Origin of the sequence: Bradyrhizobium oropedii, assembly GCF_020889685.1 — a bacterium.
In the GTDB taxonomy this organism is placed as follows: domain Bacteria; phylum Pseudomonadota; class Alphaproteobacteria; order Rhizobiales; family Xanthobacteraceae; genus Bradyrhizobium; species Bradyrhizobium oropedii.
Genome location: NZ_JACMYO010000025.1, coordinates 33,467 through 52,949 on the forward strand (window position 1 = coordinate 33,467; position 19,483 = coordinate 52,949).

The window sequence follows — 19,483 nt, forward strand, 5'->3', positions numbered from 1 at the left end:
TTGTTCTCCCGTTATGTTCAGTGCTTTGTTGTTGGTTTAGTCACGCGGATCGATCGGCGTCAGCGTCGAGGCGCGCGCCTCGATCACCTCGGCCACGGCGAGGCAGACGTCCTCGCGGAAGCGGCCGGCGATCACCTGCACGCCGACCGGCACGCCGCCGGCGGTCCCCGTCGGCACCACGACCGACGGAAAGCCGAGCGCGGGGACGGCAAGCAGCGGCCGCTGCGCATCGAGCAACGCATGCACGACCGTTGCATCCTCCTGATCCTGATCGAAGCGGAACGGCAGTTGCGCCGAGACCGGCAGGATGATGACCGGGCAACGCTCCTGGAACAGCTGCCAGGCCCGCACGATGGCCAGCCGCTGCTCGAAGCAGGCCAGCACCTGATCGCCGTCGAGCTCAGGCGCATAGGCAATATGGCCGTCGAGATTGTAGCGGCTCCGATCGTCGCCGAACTTGCGGATCATCGGCGCCAGCACGCGCCGCTCCTCATTGATGACAAGCCGATGCCAGAGATCGGCGGCCTCCGCGAGCCGCGGCGGCGAGGTCTCCTCCACGGCAAAGCCGGCCTCCGCGAGCCAGCGTCCGGCGGCGCGCACCGCTGCGCTCACCTCCGGCGCCTCGTCGCCGAACGGCGCCGCCGCGATCGCAACACCGACCGGACGCTTGAGCGGCGCACCTTGCAGGGGCACCGGCATCCAGGTGCCGTCGCGCGGATCCGCCTGCGCCATCGCGGTAAGGCCGAGCCCGAGATCGGCGACCGAGCGCGCGAGCGGCCCCTGTACCGACATCATCTGCGCCGTGATCGGACGATCGCTGGTCGCCGATGGATTGAACGCGGGGATCCGTCCCGGCGTCGGACGCAGGCCGGCGACGCCGCAGGCGTAAGCGGGATAGCGGATCGATCCGCCGAAATCGTTGCCGTGCGCGATCGTGCCCATTCCGGAAGCGACCGCCGACGCGGCACCTCCGCTGGAGCCGCCCGGCGTCAGCCGCCGGCTCCAGGGATTATAGGTCGCGCCATGCAGATCGTTGTTGGTGAACCAGCGGTGCGAGAAGGCCGGCGTGTTGGTGCGGCCGACAATGACGGCGCCGGCCTTGCGGAAATTCGCGACCACCGGGCTGTCCTCGGTGGCGATGACGTCGCGGAAGGCGACGACGCCGTTGGTGGTGGCGTGGCCGCGCTGATCGACATTGACCTTGATCGTGACCGGCACGCCATGCAGCACGCCGAGCTCGGCGCCGGATTTCACCGCTTCATCCGCAGCATCTGCCGCGGCGAGCGCTTCATCGGCGAGCACCTCAACGATGGCGTTCAACGCCGGATTGACCTGCGCGATCCGGTAGAGGCTGGACTGCACGGCCTCGCGGCTCGAGATCACACGCGTCGCGATCGCGCGCGCCAGATCGACGGCCGACCAGCTCCACAATTCATTCTCGCGCCGCGTGACCATTGTTGTTTCCTCCAACGCGTGATGCAACAGTCAGCCGATGCGGGTCAGTCGAGCCGCAATGGCTGGTGAAAGACGGGCAGATCCATGCGCCGGTCCTCCGGGGGAACCACCACGGCCTCGGCGCTCAGCACGTGGTCGAGCATCACGCGCCGGGCACGCGCCGCGTTGCCGGAGCGGAACGCGGCCATCAGGCGCTTGTGAAACTCGATGTTGTCGCAGGTGAAGCTGGATGCGAATTCCTGCACGCCGAGCTTGCCGATCAGATGGCGGATCGCCTCGTTGATGAAGCGGCACATCAGGCCAAGCAGCGGATTGGGACAGGCCTCGATCAGGATGTCGTGGAAATCGATCTCGGCGTGGCGGTGGTGCTCCCAGTCCGCGTCACCGCCGGGATGATGCTCCTGGACCGCGATCGCCTTGTCGAGCGCGGCGAAATGCGCAGGCGTCAGGTGGCCGACCACGCTGAAGGCGAGCTCCGGCTCGATCAGCCGGCGGATCTGGTAGATCTGCGCGGTAGAGACCGACTGGAAATAGAAATAGTTGCTGAGCAGGCCGACGATCCGGTTGATCGACACCGGCGCCACCCGCGCGCCGCCGCCGGGACCGGTGGTGTTCTGCACCAGCCCCTGCACTTCCAATGACTTCAGCGCCTCGCGGATGGTCGAGCGGCTACAACCGAACATCTCGATCAGCTCGCCTTCCTGCGGCAGCCGGTCGTTGGGCTGCAATCCGGCCTGGAAGATGTGGCTGCGGATCAGATCGGCGACCGCGTCCGAGCGCTTGCGCTTGATCGAGGCGCGCCGCGAGGGGTCAAGGGTGGGTAGAGCCGATTTATCCATTTTATGATCATAAATAGGATCGAGACGGCTTGGCAAGGGGGATCGTCTCAAGGGGCCGTCGTGCCCGGGGCTGATCCTGGGCATGACGGCAGACTGAACGTTCAGGAATTGGCGAGCGACGATCGCTCAGTTCGTTCCGCGCTGCGCCTCGAGGCTGCGGCTGTAGCGCGACATCGCGAAGCAGAAGACGAAGTAGATCACGCCGACGAAGACGTAGACCTCGACGCTGAAGGACTGCCAGGCCGGATCGACGATCGCGGTCTTCGCCGTCGTCAACAGATCGAAGATGCCGATGATCAGGACCAGGCTGGTGTCCTTGAAGAAGGCGATGAAGGTGTTGACCAGCGGCGGGATGACGTGGCGGATCGCCTGCGGCAGCACGATCAGCGCGTGCTTCTCCCAGTAGGACAGTCCGAGCGCATCGGCCGCCTCATATTGACCGCGCGGCACCGCCTGCAGGCCGCCGCGCACGACTTCGGCGAGATAGGCGCCGGCATAGAGGATGAAGGCGATCTGCGCGCGCAGCAGTTTGTCGATGTTGACGCCGTCGGGCATGAACAGCGGGAACATCACGCTCGCCATGAACAACAGGCTGATCAGCGGCACGCCGCGGATCAGTTCGACATAGAGCACGCAGAGCGAGCGGATCGCCGGCAATTTCGAGCGGCGGCCGAGCGCCACCAAAATTCCGAGCGGGAAGCCGAACGCCAATCCGAAGGTCGCGAGGATCAACGTCACCGGCAGCCCGCCCCAGCGGTCCTGGGTGACAAAGGACAGACCAAGGAAGCCGCCCCACATCAGGCAGCCGATCACGGCCAGGGCGGCGGCCCACAGCAGGAACAGCTCCTTGCGCCAGAAGCTGCGGCGGCTCGACACAGCGAACAGCGCGATGAAGATCAGCACCGCGAGCGCCGGCCGCCACTGCTCGTCGAACGGATAGGTGCCGAACAGGATGAAACGATACTTCTCCGGGACAACGGCCCAGCAGGCACCGACGCCGCGCAGCGCGCGGCAGGCGCTGGTGTCGTTGCCGGAGACGATCCAGACCGCATTCGCAATGCCCCATTGCCAGAGGCCGATGCAGGCCTTGCCGAGCACGAACAGCAACAGCAGCGTCATGATACTGGACGGGATCGAGGCGAACAGATTGGCGCGCAGCCACACGGTGAGATGGCCGCCGAGCGCGCGCGGTGCGGGGCGCGGGCCGATCGGCAGCGGATCCTGCGGCAGGTGGGCGACCGAACTCATGTCAGCGCTCCACCAGCGCGATCCGCGCATTGTACCAGTTCATGAACAGGCTGATGCCGAGGCTGATGGTGAGGAACACCATCATGATCAGCGCAATCGACTCGATCGCCTGCCCGGTCTGGTTCAGCGTGGTGTTGGCGATCGAGACGATGTCCTGATAGCCGACCGCGACCGCGAGCGAGGAATTCTTGGTCAGGTTGAGATACTGGCTGGTCATCGGCGGGATGATGACGCGCAGCGCCTGCGGCAGCACGATGTGCTGAAGCACGAAGCCGCGCTTCAGCCCGAGCGCCTTGGCGGCCTCCGACTGGCCGCGCGGCACCGCCTGGATGCCGCTGCGCACGATCTCGGCGATGAACGCCGAGGTATAGGTGACGAGCGCGATCAGCAGCGCAAAATATTCCGGCGCCAAGGTCAAGCCGCCGACGAAGTTGAAGCCGCGCAGCTCGGGCAGCATGATGTTCCAGCTCGCGCCCATAAGCCACGACACCAGCGCGGGCAGCACGACGACGAGGCCGAGCGCGTAAGGCCAGGCCGACCGCGCCCGGCCGTCGAGCATCTGCTGCGCGATCTGGCGGCGCCTGACGAGATGGAGCACGACGAGGCCGGCAACCAGCGCAAGGATCGTCCACCAATTGGCCTCGTGCAGCGGGACCGACGGCAGGATCAGGCCGCGATTGGAGAGATAGATGCCCTCGATCGGCTTGAACGCCTGGCGCGCTGCCGGCAGTCCTTGCATCAGCACGTACCAGAACAGCAGCTGCAGCAGCAGCGGCAGGTCGCGCAGCACCTCGACATAGACGGCGGCGAGCCGCGCCAGCAGCCAGTTCGACGACAGCCGCGCGATGCCGACCAGCGTACCAATCACGGTCGCCAGCACGATGCCGATGACGGCCACGCGCAGCGTGTTGACGATGCCGACGATGAAGGCGCGCAGATAGGTGTTCTTCGGGGTGTAGTCGATCCAGGAATCCGCGATCGGCATGCCGGCTTCACGGCCGAGGAAGGCAAAGCCGGTCGAGATGCGACGCACCGAGAGATTATGCACCGCGTTCGACCACAGCCAGACGACGATGGCGACTGCGATTCCGACCACCAGGATCTGCCAGAACAGGCCGGCGACGCGGGGATCGCTGAGCGAAAGCCGCCAGGGCCGACTTGGAGCCCGGGCGGGAGAGCGTTTCGGCGTCGATGTCGTCACAGCACAAGGATCCCAGTGAGAAGCGATCTTCTGCCATGCGCAAGAGCGTATTCGGAGCTGCGCACTTCATATGTTGCACCAAATTAATATTCATGCAACATATGTTTCATGGCCCAGGCTCAGCCGAAACCATCGCCCCTGAACGAATTGTGCAGCGCACTGCCGTCGCTGCCGATGCGCTTGCAGGAGGTCGGCCGGTTCGTCGCCGCCAATGATTACGATGCCACCACCCGCTCGATGCGCGAGCTTGCCTCCGTCGCCGGCGCCGATCCTGCATCCTTTACCCGTCTGGCAAAAGCGCTCGGCTATTCAGGCTGGGACGAATTGCGCGCCGCACTCACCGAGGCGCGGCGTCCGGCGCAGGGCTCGCCCTTCTCCGGCCGCGCCAAGAGCCGCCGCGCCGGGCCGAATGCCGATGTCAAACTGGTCCACGACAAGCTCGAGGCTGAAGCCGCGGGGCTTGCGCGCATTTCCGCGAGCGCGATTGCGGACGCCGCGCGTGCGCTGCACGCAGCCAACCGGATCTGGATCACAGGCTTCCGCAGCTGCCGCGGCGTTGCGGACCTGTTGACCTACCAGCTTCGCCTGTTCCGCCCCGACGCGGTGCAACTGGTCGGCGGTTCCGGCCCGTTCGATCTCGACCACGGCGCCTTCCGCTCAGACGACGCCGTGGTCGTGATCGGTTTTGCGCCCTACACGCTGGTCAGCGTCGAGACGGCGCGCGCGGCACATCAGGCGCGCGCCACGCTGATCGCGATCGCCGATACGATCACGGCGCCGATGGCCGAAGGCGCTGATCATCTGCTGCTGTTCGAAGCCGCCTCCTCTCCCGGCTTCTTCCCGAGCCTCACCGGCGCGATCGCGGTGGCGCAGTCGCTCGCCGCCGTTGCCTTCACGCTGGGCGGCGCCGGGGCGAAACGCAGGCTGGAGGAGACGGAGGGCCGGCTTGCCAGGATGTCGCAATATACTGTCGAGAAAGGATGAGTATCATGGCCGCCAACAAGAGCCGCGTGATGCACCGAAGCCTGCGCGAGACCCCGCCGAAAGCGATCGGCGGCGACGGCGTCTGGTTGATGGCGGAGGATGGCCACCGCATTCTCGATTCCTCCGGCGGCGCCGCGGTGTCGTGCCTCGGCCATCAGCATCCGCGGATCCTTGCCGCGATCGCCAGGCAGGCCTCGAAGATTGCCTATGCCCACACCGGCTTCTTCTCCTCCGAGCCTGCGGAAGAGCTCGCGGAACGGCTGGTCGGCCACGAGCCCGGCGGCCTCGGCTATGTCTATTTCGTCAGCGGCGGATCGGAGGCGATCGAGGCCTCGATCAAGCTGGCGCGGCAATATTTCATCGAGCGCGGCGAGCCGAAGCGCGCGCGCTTCATCGCGCGCCGCCAGAGCTATCACGGCAACACGCTCGGCGCGCTGTCGGCCGGCGGCAATGCCTGGCGCCGCGAACCCTACGCGCCGCTGCTGTCGCCTTCGTTCAGCCACGTCACGCCCGCCTTCGCCTATCACGAGAAGCGCGACGATGAATCGGAGGCCGCGTTCGTGGCCCGGCTCGCCGCCGAACTGGAAGCCGAGTTTCAGCGGCTCGGCCCTGAGAATGTCGCCGCCTTCATCGCCGAGCCCGTGGTCGGCGCCACCGCCGGCTGCGTGCCGGCGCCGGAAGGTTACTTCAAGGCGGTGCGCGAGATCTGCAGCCGCCACGGCGCGTTGCTGATCCTCGACGAAGTGATGTGCGGCATGGGCCGCACCGGAACGCTACATGCGTGGGAGCAGGAAGGTATCTCGCCCGACATCCAGACGATCGCCAAGGGCCTCGGCGGCGGCTATCAGCCGATCGGCGCGATGCTTGCCAGCAGCACCATCGTCGACACCGTGCGCAATGGCTCCGGCGCGTTCCAGCACGGGCATACGTATCTCGCGCATCCACTCGCCTGCGCCGCCGCGCTCGAAGTGCAGAAGACGATCGCCGAGGAGAAGCTGCTCGACCAGGTCAAGGAGCGCGGCCGCCAGCTCGAGCAGCGGCTGATCGAACGCTTCGGCAACCATCGCCATGTCGGCGACATCAGGGGCCGCGGCCTGTTCTGGGGAATCGAGCTGGTCGCCGATCGCGGCACGCGGCAGTCGTTCGATCCCAAGCTGAAGCTGCATCAGCGGATCAAGTCCGCGGCGTTCGCCGGCGGCCTCGGCTGCTATCCGTCGGGCGGCACTGCCGACGGCCAGCGCGGCGACCACGTGCTGCTCGCCCCGCCCTATATCGCAACTTCCGGCGACATCGACATGATCGTCGAAAGGCTCGGCGCTGCGGTAGACAGCGCGTTGAAAGATGTTGGTCACTAGGAGGAGGACAGAATGAGGAACTTGATTATCGCGGCGAGCCTGCTCGTCGCCGGCGTCGCGAGCGCAAGCGCGGCGACGCTCGACACCATCAAGCAGCGCGGCACGCTGGTGTGCGGCGTCTCGACCGGCTTTGCCGGCTTCTCGGCGCCGGACTCGCAGGGCAACTTCAAGGGCCTCGATGTCGACTATTGCCGCGCGCTCGCCGCCGGCATTCTCGGCGATCCCGCCAAGGTGCGCTACGTCGCGTTGACCGCGCAGAACCGCTTCACCGCGCTGCAGTCGGGCGAGATTGACGTGCTCTACCGCAACTCGACGCAGACCTACCTGCGCGGCACCACGCTCGGGCTGCGCCAGGGCCCGGTCAATTTCTACGACGGCCAGGGCTTTGTGGTGAAGAAGGACCTCGGTGTGAAGGAGCTGAAGGACCTCAAGGGCGCCACCGTCTGCGTCGCGCAGGGCACCACGCATGAGGTGACGCTCGGCGATTACGGCCGCGCCAACGGCATCGACTGGAAGCCATTGGTGTTCGATCGCCCCGACACCATGTACCAGACCTTCTTTGGCGGCCGCTGCGATGCCATGACTCAGGACGCCTCGGCGCTCGCCGGCGCGGTCGCAACCGCAGCGCCGAAGGCCGACGACTATGTCGTGCTGCCGCAGACCATCAGCAAGGAGCCGCTCGGCCCGTTCACCCGCAACGGCGACGAAGTGTGGAGCGACATCATCACCTGGCTGCATTACGGCCTGGTCGAAGCCGAAGAGCTCGGCGTCACGCAGGCGAATGTCGACGAGATGACGAAGTCGCAGGTCCCGGCGATCCAGCGCCTGCTCGGCGCATCCGGCGATCTCGGCTCGCGGCTCGGCCTCGACAACAAATGGCTGGTCGCGGCGATCAAGGCCGGCGGCAATTACGGCGAAATCTTCGAGCGCAATGTCGGCAAGGCGAGCCCGCTGAAGCTCGAGCGCGGCCTCAACGGCACCTGGAGCAAGGGTGGGTTGATGTACGCGATCCCGTTCAAGTAACCGGTTCTTGTTACCTCTCCCCGCCTGCGGGGAGAGGTAAGATTGCGAAGCAATTCGGGTGAAGGGGAGCCTCCGCATCCTCTCCTCTCACCTGTTACGACGATAGAGCCCCTCACCGCTGCCCTCTCCCGCGAAAGGGCGGCGAGAGGGAGAAAAAGGAAGAGGCTATAACAACCTCATGCGCATCACGCTCATTCACGCCTTGAAGCATTCGATCGTGCCGATCGAGGCGTCATTCGCAAAGCATTGGCCGGAGGCGCGGCTGATGAACCTGCTCGACGACAGCCTGTCGGCCGATCTCGCGCGCGACGGCAAGCTCACCGGGCGCATGACCGAGCGCTTCCTGACCATGGGCCGCTATGCCGCCGGCACCGGCGCCGACGGCATTCTCTTCACCTGCTCGGCGTTCGGCCCCTGCATCGAGGCGGTGGCGCGCGCGCAGGCGCCGATGCCGGTGCTGAGGCCGAACGAGGCGATGATCGAACAGGCGGTCGCCAAGGGAAAGCGCATCGGCCTGCTCTCGACCTTCCCGCCGACGCTGGTGTCGATGCCGCCGGAATTTCCGTCCTCCGTGACGCTGGTGCCGAAACTCGCCGAGGGCGCGCTGGCGGCGCTCGATCGCGGCGACCGCGCCGAGCACGACCGCATCGTGGTCGAGGCGAGCCGCGATTTGCGCGACTGCGACCTGATCGCGCTGGCGCAGTACAGCATGGCGCCCGCCGCCGAGCGCGTCGCCGAGGTCACCGGCCGCGAGGTGCTGACGACACCCGACAGCGCGGTGCTGAAGCTGAAGGCAATTCTCGGGGGCAGATAAGCGCGCCGAAAAGCAGCTTGCTCCGGTAGTAGACCAACAGTTTCGCCCTGTAGCCGACAAACACGTCTGTCGATAGTGTGCCGCACGGCCTCGGCGGAGGTCCGTGACGTCACCTGTTGCCGTCACACAATCTTTCTATGCTGAGGCGGCCGACTTCCGGCTGAGATGAGGGCAAACTCCCGATGCGAAATACCTGTTTCCTTGTGATTGCAGCCATCGCTGCTTTTCTCGAGCCGGCCGCCGCCCAGCAGGCCCCGCCCGCGTCGTCGGCGAGCGCCGCCTCCGCGCAACTGACGCATAAGGTGAACGCCTATGTGGGGTGCATCAACCGGCTCTCGGCGCGGTCATACGAATCCCGCGATCGCTACTTTTCCTGGGCCGCCAAGAGCGGTCCCACCGGCAAGGAGCGGATCATCTACGGCACCTATACGATCTACGACACGTCCGACTGCAAGACGAGCGTCGCGGCCGCCAATGCGGCGGACCCGCACGATGCCGAGCTTGAGGGCGCCGCGAATGCCTATGTTGCTGCCGTCACCACGCTCGAGCCGCTGTTGAAGGAGGCGGACGACTACTACACCCAGGAGAATTACAAGGACGACAAGATGGCCAAGGGCAAGGCGCTGCATCCGCGCCTGGTCGCGGCATGGGATGCGTTCGCCAGCGCCGACAAGGCGCTGCGCGCCGGCGTCGAGGCGATCAATGACAAGCGCGCAGCCGAGCAGCTGGCCGCGATCGAGGCGAGCGAAGGCCGCAAGTCGCACTACTATGTCGAGGCCCTGATGATCCAGGCCAAACGCGTGCTTCGCGCGCAGCAGGCCGACAAACCCGACCTCGACGCGATAACCCAGGCGCTCAACGAATATGAGGCCACGGTGAAGGCAACCGAGGAGGCCTCGGGCAAGGACGGCGACGTCAAGCTCGGCTCGATGTTCATCGGCAGCGCCAAATCCTTCCTCACCACGGCGAAGCAGCTGATGCGCCGCGTTCGCGACAAGGTGCCTTACAGCTCAGGTGAGAAGATGATGCTGAGCAACGCCGGCTCCGGCTGGATGGTGGAAGGATCGCCGGCCCGGCTGATGCGCGACTACAATCAGCTGGTCGACGGCTACAACCGCGGCGCCCGCATCTGAGCGATGGCGCCGGAATGGAAAGCGATGCGCCGCTGCGTAGGGTGGATTAGCGAAGCGTAATCCACCGCGACACAGAAACGGTGGCGGATTACGCCTTCGGCTAATCCGCCCTACAGAGCGGAGATCGACTACCCGCCCGCGTCATTCACGTTGAGATCGACGCCTTGCGGATCCTTGATCGTCGACACCGTGATCAGCGAGATCAGCGAGATCACCGCGATGTAGACGCCGACGCGCCAGGATTGGCCGTAGGTGCCGATGATCCATTGCGCGATCATCGGCGCGAAGGCGCCGCCGAAGATGGCGCCGAGCGCGTAGCCGATCGAGACGCCGGAATAGCGCACCTTGGCCGGAAACAGCTCGGCATAGAGCGCCGCCTGCGGGCCATAGGACAGGCCGAGCGCGATGGTGAGGCCGACGGCGCTGATGAAGAACAACAGCAGGTTCTTGCTGTCGATCAGGAACCACATCGGCACCGCCCACAGCACCATCAGGGTGTAGCCAATCTGGAAGCAGCGCACGCGGCCTATTCTGTCGCCGAGGATGCCGCCCAGCAGCGTGAAGATGAACCAGCTCACCGCCGCCAGCGTGCCGATCAGCAGCAATTGCTCCGACGGCATCTTCAGCGTGTTGGCGCCGTAGCTGATGATGAACGCGATCAGGATGTAGCCGGCCGCATTGTTGGCCATGAAGATCAGCGCGGTGCGCAGGATTTCCTTCGCATGATTGCGCATCAGTTCCTTCAGCGGCGCGGAAGATTCCTTGTGCCGCCGCTGCATCGCCTTGAACACCGGCGATTCCTCCACGGTGCGGCGGATCACGATGCCGACGACGATCAGCAGGATCGACAGCAGGAACGGAATGCGCCAGCCCCATTCGATCATCGCCTGCTTGCCGAGCGTCGTGGTGAGCACCCACAACACGCCGGTCGCCAGGATCATGCCGAGCGGCGTGCCGATCTGCGGGAACGAGCCGAAGAAGCTGCGCTTGTTGAGCGGGGCGGATTCCACCGCCATCAGCGCCGCGCCGCCCCACTCGCCGCCGGCCGAGAAACCCTGCAGGATGCGGAGCAAAATAAGGAGTGCCGGCGCCCAGGCGCCGATCTGCGCATAGGTCGGCAACAGGCCGACCAGCGCGGTCGCTGCCCCCATCAAGAGCAGCGTGACGACGAGCATGTTCTTGCGCCCGAAGCGGTCGCCGAGATGGCCGCAGACGATGGCCCCGAGCGGACGGAACAGGAAGGACAGGCCGAGTGTCGCGAACGAGATGATCTGCGCCAGCAGCGGATTGTTCGCGTTCATCGGTGCGAAGAACAGTGCGCCGAACACCAGGCCAGCGGCCTGCGCGTAGACGAAGAAGTCGTACCACTCGATCGTGGTGCCGACGAGCGTTGCCGTGAGAACCTTGCGTTCCTCATCCGACAGTTCAGCGCCGCGCGAGCGCGCGGATAGTTCGATGGACATATGGCCTCCCCAAAACCGTTCTTGGCCGTGCGGGCGTGATCGGCGCCGATGCGCCTGCCCACACGGATGCTGGTAGCGGGATATCAGAGGTTTCCGCGCGGCACGAGTAAATAGTTGCAATAGCAACGATATTCCTGCGCTACCGGCTCCCGCAGCCGGTTCCATGACCCGGCTACCTCACCCGCCGCCGACGGTCTCCCATCCCAAAACGCCGATTGTGCATTGCAGCAAGAGCATTATGATCCAATGCTCTCCAAGAGGTCATAAGTGTCTGACATCAATGCCGATGCCTGGGTGTCCTCAGGCCACCGCCCGATGGGCTTTCCGGAATTCGTCGTCGTCATCGCCTCCATCATGGCGCTGAACCCGCTGGCGATGGACATGATGCTGCCAGCGCTGCCGAACATCCGCTCCGCGTTCCAGATCGCCGACGCCAACCGCCCGCAGATGGTGCTGTCGATCTTCCTGGTCGGCTTCGGCGTCGGCCAGTTCGTGATGGGCCCGCTGTCGGACCGCTTCGGCCGCCGCCCGGTGCTGCTCGGCGGCATGACGGTCTACACCATCGCCGGACTGCTCGCGATCATGGCGCCCTCGTTCGAGACGCTGCTCTTGGCGCGCGCGCTGCAAGGGCTCGGCACCGCGGCGACGCGCGTGATCGCGACCTCGATCGTGCGCGATTGCTACGCCGGACGGCGGATGGCGAGCGTGATGTCGCTCGCGATGATGGTGTTCATCGCCGTCCCCGTGATCGCGCCGTCATTCGGCCAGGCCGTGATGCTGCTGACGCATTGGCGCGGCATCTTCGTGCTGCTGATGATCTACGGCGTGATCGCGCTGGCCTGGAGCGCGATGCGGATGCCGGAGACGCTGCCCAAGGAGCTGCGCAAGTCGCTGGCGATCCCGGAGGTGCTGTCCGCGTTCCGCCAGACCGTCACCAACCGCCAGACCCTCGGCTATGCGCTCGCCGCCGGCGGCGTGCAGGGCTCGCTGTTCGCCTTCGTGTTCTCGTCGCAGCAGATTTTCACCGAGGTCTTCAAGCTCGGACATTACTTCCCGGTCGCCTTCGCAGCCTGTGCCGTCGGCGTCGCGATCGCCGGCTTCCTGAATTCGCGCATCGTCGGCCGCATCGGCATGCGGGTGATCTCGCACGCGGCACTCACCGGCTTTGCCGTCGTCGCCGGCGCGCTGTTCCTCGCGGTAAAGACCGACACGCTGTCGCTGCCACTGTTCATGGTGCTGGCGGGCCTGATGATGTTCGCATTCGGGCTGATGATGGCGAACTTCACGGCGCTCGCGATGGAGCCGCAGGGCAAGATCGCCGGCACCGCCTCCTCGCTCTATGGCACCATCACCACGCTGCTCGGGATCGGCGTCGGCACCACGATCGGCCAGGACTACGACGGCACGCTGCTGCCGTTCGCGACCGGCTTCTTCCTCTGCACGCTGGCCGCGCTTGCGGTGGTGCTGGTGACGGAAAAGGGCCGGATGTTCCGGCCCCATCATCATCCGATTTGAATCTTGTCGATTTGTAGGGTGGATTAGCCGAAGGCGTAATCCACCATCTTTCTCACGACCAGGGCGGCGGATTACGCTTTGCTAATCCGTCCTGCAGAGCCCACGCTGTTCCGCGCCGGCGCAACCGCACGGCGCGTCGCCGCGAATCCCTCCATCCCGAGCTGCCACTGCAAGCCGACGATTGCGCCCTTGGTCGGTTGCAGCAGCGCGAGCGCACTGAACAGCGTCACCGGCAGCCAGAACGCCAGTTGCAGCCAGGCCGGCGGCGCGTAGGTCATTTCCATCCAGAGCAGCGCCGGCACCACGACGTGGCCGACCACGACGATCACGAGATAGGCCGGAAAATCATCCGCACGCTGCGGGGTGAAGTCCTCGCCGCAGACCTCGCAATGATCCGCCACCTTGAGGAAGCGGCCGAACAGATGGCCGCGCCCGCAGTTCGGGCACTTCATCGTAAAGCCGCGCAACATCGCCTTTGGCAGGGAAACCGTCTCGGTCATCGCAGTCGTCCTTGGTCGTTGTCCTTGACCTGATTTGATGATCCATACAATATGCATTCAAACACCTACAATCAAAGACAAAGCGCCGGATTGCATGGATTGGATCCCTACGGTTTCGGAATGGCACGGCCCGATGTTCCTGCGCATCGTCGATGCGCTTGCCGCCGATATCGCGAGCGGCCGGCTCGTGCGCGGCCAGCGGCTGCCGACCCACCGCGCGCTGGCGACCGCGCTCGACATCGATCTGACCACCGTGACGCGCGCCTATGGCGAGGCGCGGCGGCGCGGACTGCTCGACGCCCGAGTCGGCCAGGGCACCTTCGTTTCGGAGACCACCGCGCGCGCGCATCCGAGCTATCAGCGCCCGTCAACATCGACCTGTCGATGAATTTGCCGCCGCAGCCGGTCGAGGCCAATCTCGATCTGCGCATCGCGCAGGGACTTGCCACCATCCGCTCCGAGGCCGGATTTTCCGCCTATCTCGGCTACACGCGTCCCGGCGGCACCGCTGACGAGCGCGAGGTGGGCGCCGCGTGGCTAAAGCCGCGCGTGTCGAACGCATCGGCCGACCGCATCGTGATCTATCCGGGTTCGCAGGCAATCATCTTCAACGCGCTGCTGGCGCTGACATCACCCGGCGATGTGGTGCTGACTGAAGCGTTGACGTTTCCCGGCATCAAAGCCGCGGCGGCACGGCTCGATGTCCGCCTCGTTGGTGTTGCGATGGACGCGGAGGGCGCGCGGCCCGACGCGCTCGACGAGGCCTGCCGCAAGCACAGACCGAAGGCGATCTACCTGGTGCCAACGCAGCAGAACCCGACCACGGCGACGATGGGCGCGGCGCGCCGCAAGGCAATCGCCGATATCATCCGGAAACGCGGCTGCGTCCTGATCGAGGATGACGTTTACGGCCCGCTGGAACCTCAGGTAGCGCCGATCGCCACCCTGATTCCCGAACGGACCTACCTTGCCGCGAGCATCGCCAAATGCATCGCGCCGGCGTTGCGCGTCGCCTATCTGCTGGCGCCCGATGCGAGCGCCGAGCAGCGCATGCGCGCCGGCATGCAGGCGACCATGCAGATGCCGCCGTCGCTGATGGTCGCGCTGGTCACGCAATGGCTGCGCTCCGGCGTCGCCGCCGACATCATCCGCGCTATCCGCAACGAGGCGGCTGCGCGCCAGCAGCTTGCCGCCCGCTTCCTCAAGGGCGTGACCTATGCGGCACGCCCGGCCAGCCACCATCTCTGGATGCCGCTACCAAAACATTTCGACGGCACCGACCTGCTGTCGCATCTGATGCGCAACGGGCTCGCCGTGGTCGGAGAAGACGCCTTCGCGGCAGGCGATGCCGCGCCGCGCGGGCTGCGCGTCTCGCTCGGCGCAGCGCGCAATCGCGCGGAACTGAGCCAGGCGCTGCAGGTGCTGTCGAATGCGGTGCGCACGCCGGTCGGCGCCACGCAGATTGTTTAGAATTCGACCATCGTTAGGGAATAAACTCGCTTGAGAATGATTATGGTGCGGGGGCGCTTGCGCTAGAAGCGCGCCTCCAAGGCATCTGGCAGGGGCGGCTTTCAATGTCATGCGGATATGATCGGGCGATCCACCTTGCCGTGCGGACGCTTCGCGGAGCGTTGACCGCGATCTCTTGTCTTGCACTTGTCACATCGGGCGCGGCGCGCGCCACCGATGCCTCTGCCCCGTCGCCGGAAAAGCTCGAACGCATCAACGAATTCTTCAACGCCGAGGTCTCCAGCGGTCGCATTCCCGGCGCAGTCATCCTGATTCAGCAGCACGGCAAGCCGGTCTATCTCAAGACCTTCGGCGATCGCGACGTCACGACCAAATCGCCGATGCGGCCGGACACGATGTTCGCGCTGCATTCGATGACTAAGCCGATCACCAACACCGCCGCGATGATGCTGGTCGACGAAGGCAAGCTGTCGCCGCAGGACCTGCTGTCGAAATACATTCCGGCCTTCGCCGACGTGAAGGTCGCCATCGAGCCGGATGGCGGAAACGATCCGGCCAAGGTGGAGCTGGTGCCGCCGCTCCGCCCGGTCACGATCGAGGACCTGATGCGGCACACTTCGGGCATCACCTACGAGTATATCGGCGCCGACTGGATCCAGACGATCTACCGCGCAGGGCATTTGTTCGACGGTAAATTCGACAACAGGGAATTCACCGCGCGGCTGGCGAAGCTGCCGCTGTCGCGGCAGCCCGGCACGCTGTGGCGCTACGGTCATTCCACCGACGTGCTCGGCCGGGTGATCGAGATCGTCACGGGCAAGACGCTCTATCAGTTCGAGAAGGAGCGCATCTTCGATCCCCTGAAGATGAACGACACCAGATACGTGCTCGATGCGGAGACCGAACGAACGCGGCTGGCCGAACCGCTGCCCTCGGATACGATCCTGATCGATGGAGAAAACGACCGGCGCGCGCATCCGGAGTGGGAATCCGGCGGCGGCGGCCTGGTGTCCACCATCCTCGACTATGCGCGCTTCGCGCAGATGCTGCTCAACGGCGGCGAGTTCGACGGCAAGCGCTATCTCAGTCCGGCGGCCTTCAAGACCATGACGACGGACCATATCGGCCCGGGCTCCGGCGTCGGCCGCGACTATTGGTACTTCCCCGGCGACGGTTTCGGTTACGGCTACGGTATCGCCGTGCGCACCGATCCCGGCATTGCCAAGCCGCCGCCGCCCGGCTCGATCGGCGAGTTGAAATGGGACAGCGGCAGCGGCACCTATTTCGGCGTTGATCCGAAACTCGACATGATCTACATCATGCTCGAGCAGACCCAGAACGAGCGCCAGCGCATCACGCCGGCATTCAGGAAGCTGGTCTACGACGCGTTCAGCCCGGATTGAGCTTCCACCGTCATTGCGAGCGCAGCGAAGCAATCCATCTCTCCGCATAGGGATAGGTGGATTGCTTCGTCGCTTGCGCTCCTCGCAATGACGGAAGCGGAAACCTCCCGCCTTACGACTTCCGCCGAACGGTCTCCTGCCTGCGCCGTGCTGCGGCCGCGATCAGGCTCGCCGTGCATTCGTTGCAGACGAACGCACACTCATCCGTAAACAGACCGATCCGCGGTTCGAATCCGATCGCACCATCGTCGGCCAGCCCATCGATGACGCCGCCGCAGCACACGCGTTGCTAGCGTGACGCCAGTTCCCGCTCCATGACGCTCCTCCCGCCGTCGGAGCATCCTTCTCCGCTGCTTCCCTCTCTGCAGCTTTCCTTGCGCTATATATTATCGTATATATCGCGACGACAAGGCAGGCGGGTGAACAATCCGGTCGGGAACCCTGCAGACAACAACCATCGGCCGGAGACGATCGCCGCAAAGATTCCTGCCTGGTCCAACCAGGTTCATCGAGGAAACGCGATCATGATAAAGAAGAATGGCGACGCGGGATATCCGCGCGCAACGGGAGAACTGCTCAAGGTCCGCCGTGCATCTCTGCTGAGCGCTGCGGCCATTATGCTGGCACTCGGCGCAGCGCGCGCCGAAACGGCTCCGGTCGGAGTTCCCGACAAGAGCTTTCCGGAGAGCGTGACCTCGACCTCCGACGGCACGCTTTACGTCGGCAGCTTCAACCATGGCGGCGTGACGAAGATTTCGGACGGTAAGGCCGAGCAACTGGTCAAGCCGGGGGCCGCCGACAGCCGCTCGACACTCGGCGTGCTCGCCGACGAGAAGAGCGGAACGCTGTATGTCTGCTCCAACGACATCAGCGCCATGGGCATCGCGGGGCCGAGTGATGTCAAGGGCGCCTGGCTGAAGACCTTCGATCTCAAGAGCGGCGCGCCTAAGGGCAGCTTCGCCTTGAGCGATCCGAAATCGTTCTGCAACGACATCGTGGTCGGCGCCGACGGCACCGCCTATGTCAGCGATTCCTTTGCGCCCTTCGTCTACAGCCTGAAGCCCCGCGGCACCGCGCTGGCGACGTTTGCGACCGATCCGCAACTCGCGCCGGCCAAGGACGGCGTCGGGCTCGACGGCATCGCCATCGGCGCCGACGGCAATCTCTATGTCACGACCTTCATTCCGGCCAAGCTGTTCAAGATCGAGATGAAGGACGGCAAGGCCGGCGCGGTGACCGAGCTGAAGCCGTCGCGGCCGCTCGACCACGCCGACGCACTGCGCGCCCATGGCAGCGGCTTCCTGCTGATCGAGGGCAATGGCAAGCTCGACAAGGTCACGGTGAAGGGCAGCAACGCCACGATCGACACCATCAAGGATGGGCTGGCCGAGCCGGTCTCGGTGACGCAGGTCGGCGATGTCGGCTGGGTCGCCGAAGGCAAGCTGTCCTACATGATCGGCGACAACAAGGGCAAGGACCCCGGCCCGTTCAAGCTGACGCCGATCGCGCTGCCGAAGTAGGGACCTGGTACATCCAGCCGCGTCATTGCGAGGAGCGACAGCGACGAAGCAATCCATCTTGCCGCATGTGCGGTGACAATGGATTGCTTTGCTGCGCACGCAATGACGGGGATAGGCCGCGGCGCACGAATGAGGCCGCATCATTCGTCAGATCACATAAAACCCGTGGCTTCCGTCGCGGCGAAGCTGATCGACGAGGCCGTACTCCCAATCAAGATAGGCCTGCATCGCCTCTTCCGCGACGCCGGTGCCTTCATAGGGGCGCCGGTAGCGGTGCGCGGGATCCGGCCTCGGCACGAGGCGCGGCGGGCCGACTTCGAGCCGGCCGTCATAGCCGCCCTCGAGCACATAGACCTCCCACGCCATCTGTGCGAGCCAGGACGCCGTCATGTCGGCACGGATGCTTTTGTCATCGCTCAGCACGATACGCGCGCCGCGCACCGGCGCGGCCATGTCGATTTCCTGCACCAGCTGGCCGCCGGCATAATGGCGGAAGCCGGCAAGGTGACCGGCCGCATATTCCTCGGTGTCGCGCACGTCGAAGCGATACAGCGTGCGCTGCGCATCACCTTCCAGCGCGGCGAGTTCGTCCATGCCGATGTGACGGACGCCGGCGCGATAGGCGACATCGCGCGCATTGTCGCCGGCGCCCGCGAACGGCCCGACCTCGCCGCGCTTGCCGGCGCCGTGCTCGAGATCGTGCTTCGCCAGCGTCCAGCCGATCGTGCCGTTGCGCAGCGCCCGCACCTTGTTGGGCAGCCCGGCATTGATCAGCGACTGCGTGCCGATGATCGAGCGGGTGCGCCCGGCGCAGTTGACGATGATGGTGGTGTCCGGATCGGGCGCGGCACTGCCGGCACGCAGCACCAGCTCCGCACCGGGCACGCTGACCGAGCCCGGGATGTTCATGGTGGCATATTCGTCGAACCGACGCACATCGAGGATCGCGATGTTGGCCTTGGCTGAGATCAGCGCGGCGACCTCGTCGGCGCTGAGCGAGGGCGTATGCCTGCGCGCCTCGACCAGCTCGCCGAACGCCTTGGCATAGGAATTGACATCCTCGAACACCTCGTAGCCGGCTGCCTTCCAGCCCTGCAAGCCGCCGGCGAGCGCAGCGACGTTGCTGTAGCCCAGCGCCCGCAACTGCTCGGCCGCGGCAGCGACCAGTCCCTCGCCATGATCGTAGAGCACGATCGGCACGTCCTTGCGCGGCAACCGCAGCTCGGCTTCGAGCGCGATCCGGCCGGCGGCCATGTTGGCGGCAAACAGCGGATGGCCGGTGGCGAATTCCGCCTCGTGCCTGACGTCGAGCAGCGCAATCTCCCGCCGCAGCAAGAGCGTTGCACGGACGGTCTGGGGCGTGACGGACAATACTGTCATGGAATGTTGGCCTGGGCAGGAAACGGGCAGGCTTGCTCTAGGCCGAAATCGCGGCTCGTCAATAGGTTTAACCAAGTCGCAACCCCGCTGCCCGGGACCCGCAATCCAAGGAACGAAAACCCGCCATCCCGCTTTGCCCAATCGGGAAGCACTTGCTACGTTCCGATCGGCCCCGCTGGC

17 protein-coding genes are annotated in these 19,483 nt (G+C 65.4%); 10 read left to right on the top strand and 7 right to left on the bottom strand.

Annotated elements, in window-relative coordinates; genetic code table 11:
- Nucleotides 1-36 precede the first annotated feature (36 nt).
- The 4 genes from H8A95_RS09835 to H8A95_RS09850 all read right to left on the bottom strand — a co-directional run bounded on the left by H8A95_RS09835 (nt 37) and on the right by H8A95_RS09850 (nt 4,743).
- On the bottom strand, nt 37-1,455 hold the full coding sequence (locus tag H8A95_RS09835) for an amidase family protein (RefSeq protein WP_229182986.1): 1,419 nt from the start codon (nt 1,453-1,455) through the stop codon (nt 37-39).
- A gap of 44 nt (nt 1,456-1,499) precedes the next feature.
- Complete coding sequence (locus H8A95_RS09840; protein ID WP_229182987.1) at nt 1,500-2,294, bottom strand: FadR/GntR family transcriptional regulator; 795 nt, start codon at nt 2,292-2,294, stop codon at nt 1,500-1,502.
- Between the two features lie 126 nt (nt 2,295-2,420).
- The gene (locus tag H8A95_RS09845) at nt 2,421-3,542 is read right to left on the bottom strand and encodes an amino acid ABC transporter permease (RefSeq protein ID WP_229182988.1); all 1,122 of its coding nucleotides are present in this window, start codon (nt 3,540-3,542) and stop codon (nt 2,421-2,423) included.
- A gap of 1 nt (nt 3,543) precedes the next feature.
- Nucleotides 3,544-4,743 (bottom strand): amino acid ABC transporter permease, encoded by a 1,200-nt coding sequence (locus H8A95_RS09850; RefSeq protein WP_229182989.1) that lies wholly within the window; start codon nt 4,741-4,743, stop codon nt 3,544-3,546.
- Nucleotides 4,744-4,851: 108 nt separating this feature from the next.
- On the opposite strand from H8A95_RS09850, the gene H8A95_RS09855 reads away from it, so the two are divergent.
- The 5 genes from H8A95_RS09855 (at nt 4,852) to H8A95_RS09875 (ending at nt 10,052) form a co-directional block, all read left to right on the top strand.
- A complete protein-coding gene (locus tag H8A95_RS09855; protein ID WP_229182990.1) occupies nt 4,852-5,727 on the top strand; it encodes a MurR/RpiR family transcriptional regulator in 876 nt (291 codons plus the stop codon).
- Nucleotides 5,728-5,732: 5 nt separating this feature from the next.
- On the top strand, nt 5,733-7,082 hold the full coding sequence (locus H8A95_RS09860; protein WP_229182991.1) for an aspartate aminotransferase family protein: 1,350 nt from the start codon (nt 5,733-5,735) through the stop codon (nt 7,080-7,082).
- Between the two features lie 12 nt (nt 7,083-7,094).
- Nucleotides 7,095-8,105, top strand: a complete 1,011-nt coding sequence (locus H8A95_RS09865; RefSeq protein WP_229182992.1) for an amino acid ABC transporter substrate-binding protein — start codon at nt 7,095-7,097, stop codon at nt 8,103-8,105.
- 178 nt (nt 8,106-8,283) lie between these two features.
- The gene (locus tag H8A95_RS09870; protein WP_229182993.1) at nt 8,284-8,919 is read left to right on the top strand and encodes an aspartate/glutamate racemase family protein; all 636 of its coding nucleotides are present in this window, start codon (nt 8,284-8,286) and stop codon (nt 8,917-8,919) included.
- A 182-nt stretch (nt 8,920-9,101) separates the two neighbouring features.
- On the top strand, nt 9,102-10,052 hold the full coding sequence (locus H8A95_RS09875) for a YiiG family protein (protein ID WP_229182994.1): 951 nt from the start codon (nt 9,102-9,104) through the stop codon (nt 10,050-10,052).
- 128 nt (nt 10,053-10,180) lie between these two features.
- Here the strand turns inward: H8A95_RS09875 and H8A95_RS09880 are convergent, their stop codons facing one another.
- Nucleotides 10,181-11,515: an MFS transporter gene (locus tag H8A95_RS09880; RefSeq protein ID WP_229182995.1), complete on the bottom strand. Its 1,335-nt coding sequence runs from the start codon at nt 11,513-11,515 to the stop codon at nt 10,181-10,183.
- A gap of 315 nt (nt 11,516-11,830) precedes the next feature.
- Between H8A95_RS09880 and H8A95_RS09885 the strand changes: the two genes are divergently transcribed.
- Complete coding sequence (locus H8A95_RS09885) at nt 11,831-13,030, top strand: multidrug effflux MFS transporter (RefSeq protein ID WP_233286995.1); 1,200 nt, start codon at nt 11,831-11,833, stop codon at nt 13,028-13,030.
- A 71-nt stretch (nt 13,031-13,101) separates the two neighbouring features.
- On the opposite strand, the gene H8A95_RS09890 is transcribed toward H8A95_RS09885, so the two are convergent.
- Nucleotides 13,102-13,530, bottom strand: a complete 429-nt coding sequence (locus H8A95_RS09890; protein ID WP_229182997.1) for a DUF983 domain-containing protein — start codon at nt 13,528-13,530, stop codon at nt 13,102-13,104.
- A 94-nt stretch (nt 13,531-13,624) separates the two neighbouring features.
- On the opposite strand from H8A95_RS09890, the gene H8A95_RS09895 reads away from it, so the two are divergent.
- The 4 genes from H8A95_RS09895 to H8A95_RS09910 all read left to right on the top strand — a co-directional run bounded on the left by H8A95_RS09895 (nt 13,625) and on the right by H8A95_RS09910 (nt 17,923).
- Complete coding sequence (locus H8A95_RS09895; protein WP_229182998.1) at nt 13,625-13,918, top strand: GntR family transcriptional regulator; 294 nt, start codon at nt 13,625-13,627, stop codon at nt 13,916-13,918.
- Nucleotides 13,915-15,000 carry an aminotransferase-like domain-containing protein gene (locus H8A95_RS09900; protein ID WP_229182999.1) on the top strand — a complete coding sequence of 362 codons (1,086 nt, stop codon included), beginning with the start codon at nt 13,915-13,917 and terminating at the stop codon, nt 14,998-15,000. Before H8A95_RS09895 ends, H8A95_RS09900 begins: the two co-directional genes overlap by 4 nt.
- A 104-nt stretch (nt 15,001-15,104) precedes the next feature.
- A complete protein-coding gene (locus tag H8A95_RS09905; RefSeq protein WP_229183000.1) occupies nt 15,105-16,403 on the top strand; it encodes a serine hydrolase domain-containing protein in 1,299 nt (432 codons plus the stop codon).
- Between the two features lie 524 nt (nt 16,404-16,927).
- The gene (locus H8A95_RS09910; protein WP_229183001.1) at nt 16,928-17,923 is read left to right on the top strand and encodes an NHL repeat-containing protein; all 996 of its coding nucleotides are present in this window, start codon (nt 16,928-16,930) and stop codon (nt 17,921-17,923) included.
- Between the two features lie 147 nt (nt 17,924-18,070).
- Here the strand turns inward: H8A95_RS09910 and H8A95_RS09915 are convergent, their stop codons facing one another.
- Nucleotides 18,071-19,303: a rhodanese-like domain-containing protein gene (locus H8A95_RS09915; RefSeq protein ID WP_229183002.1), complete on the bottom strand. Its 1,233-nt coding sequence runs from the start codon at nt 19,301-19,303 to the stop codon at nt 18,071-18,073.
- Between the last annotated feature and the right edge of the window lie 180 nt (nt 19,304-19,483).

Bases quoted from the DNA above. Each gene is read 5' to 3' on its own strand.
- H8A95_RS09835 (WP_229182986.1), bottom strand. From the start codon at position 1,455: ATGGTCACGCGGCGCGAGAATGAATTGTGGAGCTGGTCGGCCGTCGAT.
- H8A95_RS09840 (WP_229182987.1), bottom strand. From the start codon at position 2,294: ATGGATAAATCGGCTCTACCCACCCTTGACCCCTCGCGGCGCGCCTCG.
- H8A95_RS09845 (WP_229182988.1), bottom strand. From the start codon at position 3,542: ATGAGTTCGGTCGCCCACCTGCCGCAGGATCCGCTGCCGATCGGCCCG.
- H8A95_RS09855 (WP_229182990.1), top strand. From the start codon at position 4,852: ATGGCCCAGGCTCAGCCGAAACCATCGCCCCTGAACGAATTGTGCAGC.
- H8A95_RS09860 (WP_229182991.1), top strand. From the start codon at position 5,733: ATGGCCGCCAACAAGAGCCGCGTGATGCACCGAAGCCTGCGCGAGACC.
- H8A95_RS09865 (WP_229182992.1), top strand. From the start codon at position 7,095: ATGAGGAACTTGATTATCGCGGCGAGCCTGCTCGTCGCCGGCGTCGCG.
- H8A95_RS09870 (WP_229182993.1), top strand. From the start codon at position 8,284: ATGCGCATCACGCTCATTCACGCCTTGAAGCATTCGATCGTGCCGATC.
- H8A95_RS09875 (WP_229182994.1), top strand. From the start codon at position 9,102: ATGCGAAATACCTGTTTCCTTGTGATTGCAGCCATCGCTGCTTTTCTC.
- H8A95_RS09880 (WP_229182995.1), bottom strand. From the start codon at position 11,515: ATGTCCATCGAACTATCCGCGCGCTCGCGCGGCGCTGAACTGTCGGAT.
- H8A95_RS09885 (WP_233286995.1), top strand. From the start codon at position 11,831: ATGGGCTTTCCGGAATTCGTCGTCGTCATCGCCTCCATCATGGCGCTG.
- H8A95_RS09890 (WP_229182997.1), bottom strand. From the start codon at position 13,530: ATGACCGAGACGGTTTCCCTGCCAAAGGCGATGTTGCGCGGCTTTACG.
- H8A95_RS09895 (WP_229182998.1), top strand. From the start codon at position 13,625: ATGGATTGGATCCCTACGGTTTCGGAATGGCACGGCCCGATGTTCCTG.
- H8A95_RS09900 (WP_229182999.1), top strand. From the start codon at position 13,915: ATGAATTTGCCGCCGCAGCCGGTCGAGGCCAATCTCGATCTGCGCATC.
- H8A95_RS09905 (WP_229183000.1), top strand. From the start codon at position 15,105: ATGTCATGCGGATATGATCGGGCGATCCACCTTGCCGTGCGGACGCTT.
- H8A95_RS09910 (WP_229183001.1), top strand. From the start codon at position 16,928: ATGATAAAGAAGAATGGCGACGCGGGATATCCGCGCGCAACGGGAGAA.
- H8A95_RS09915 (WP_229183002.1), bottom strand. From the start codon at position 19,303: ATGACAGTATTGTCCGTCACGCCCCAGACCGTCCGTGCAACGCTCTTG.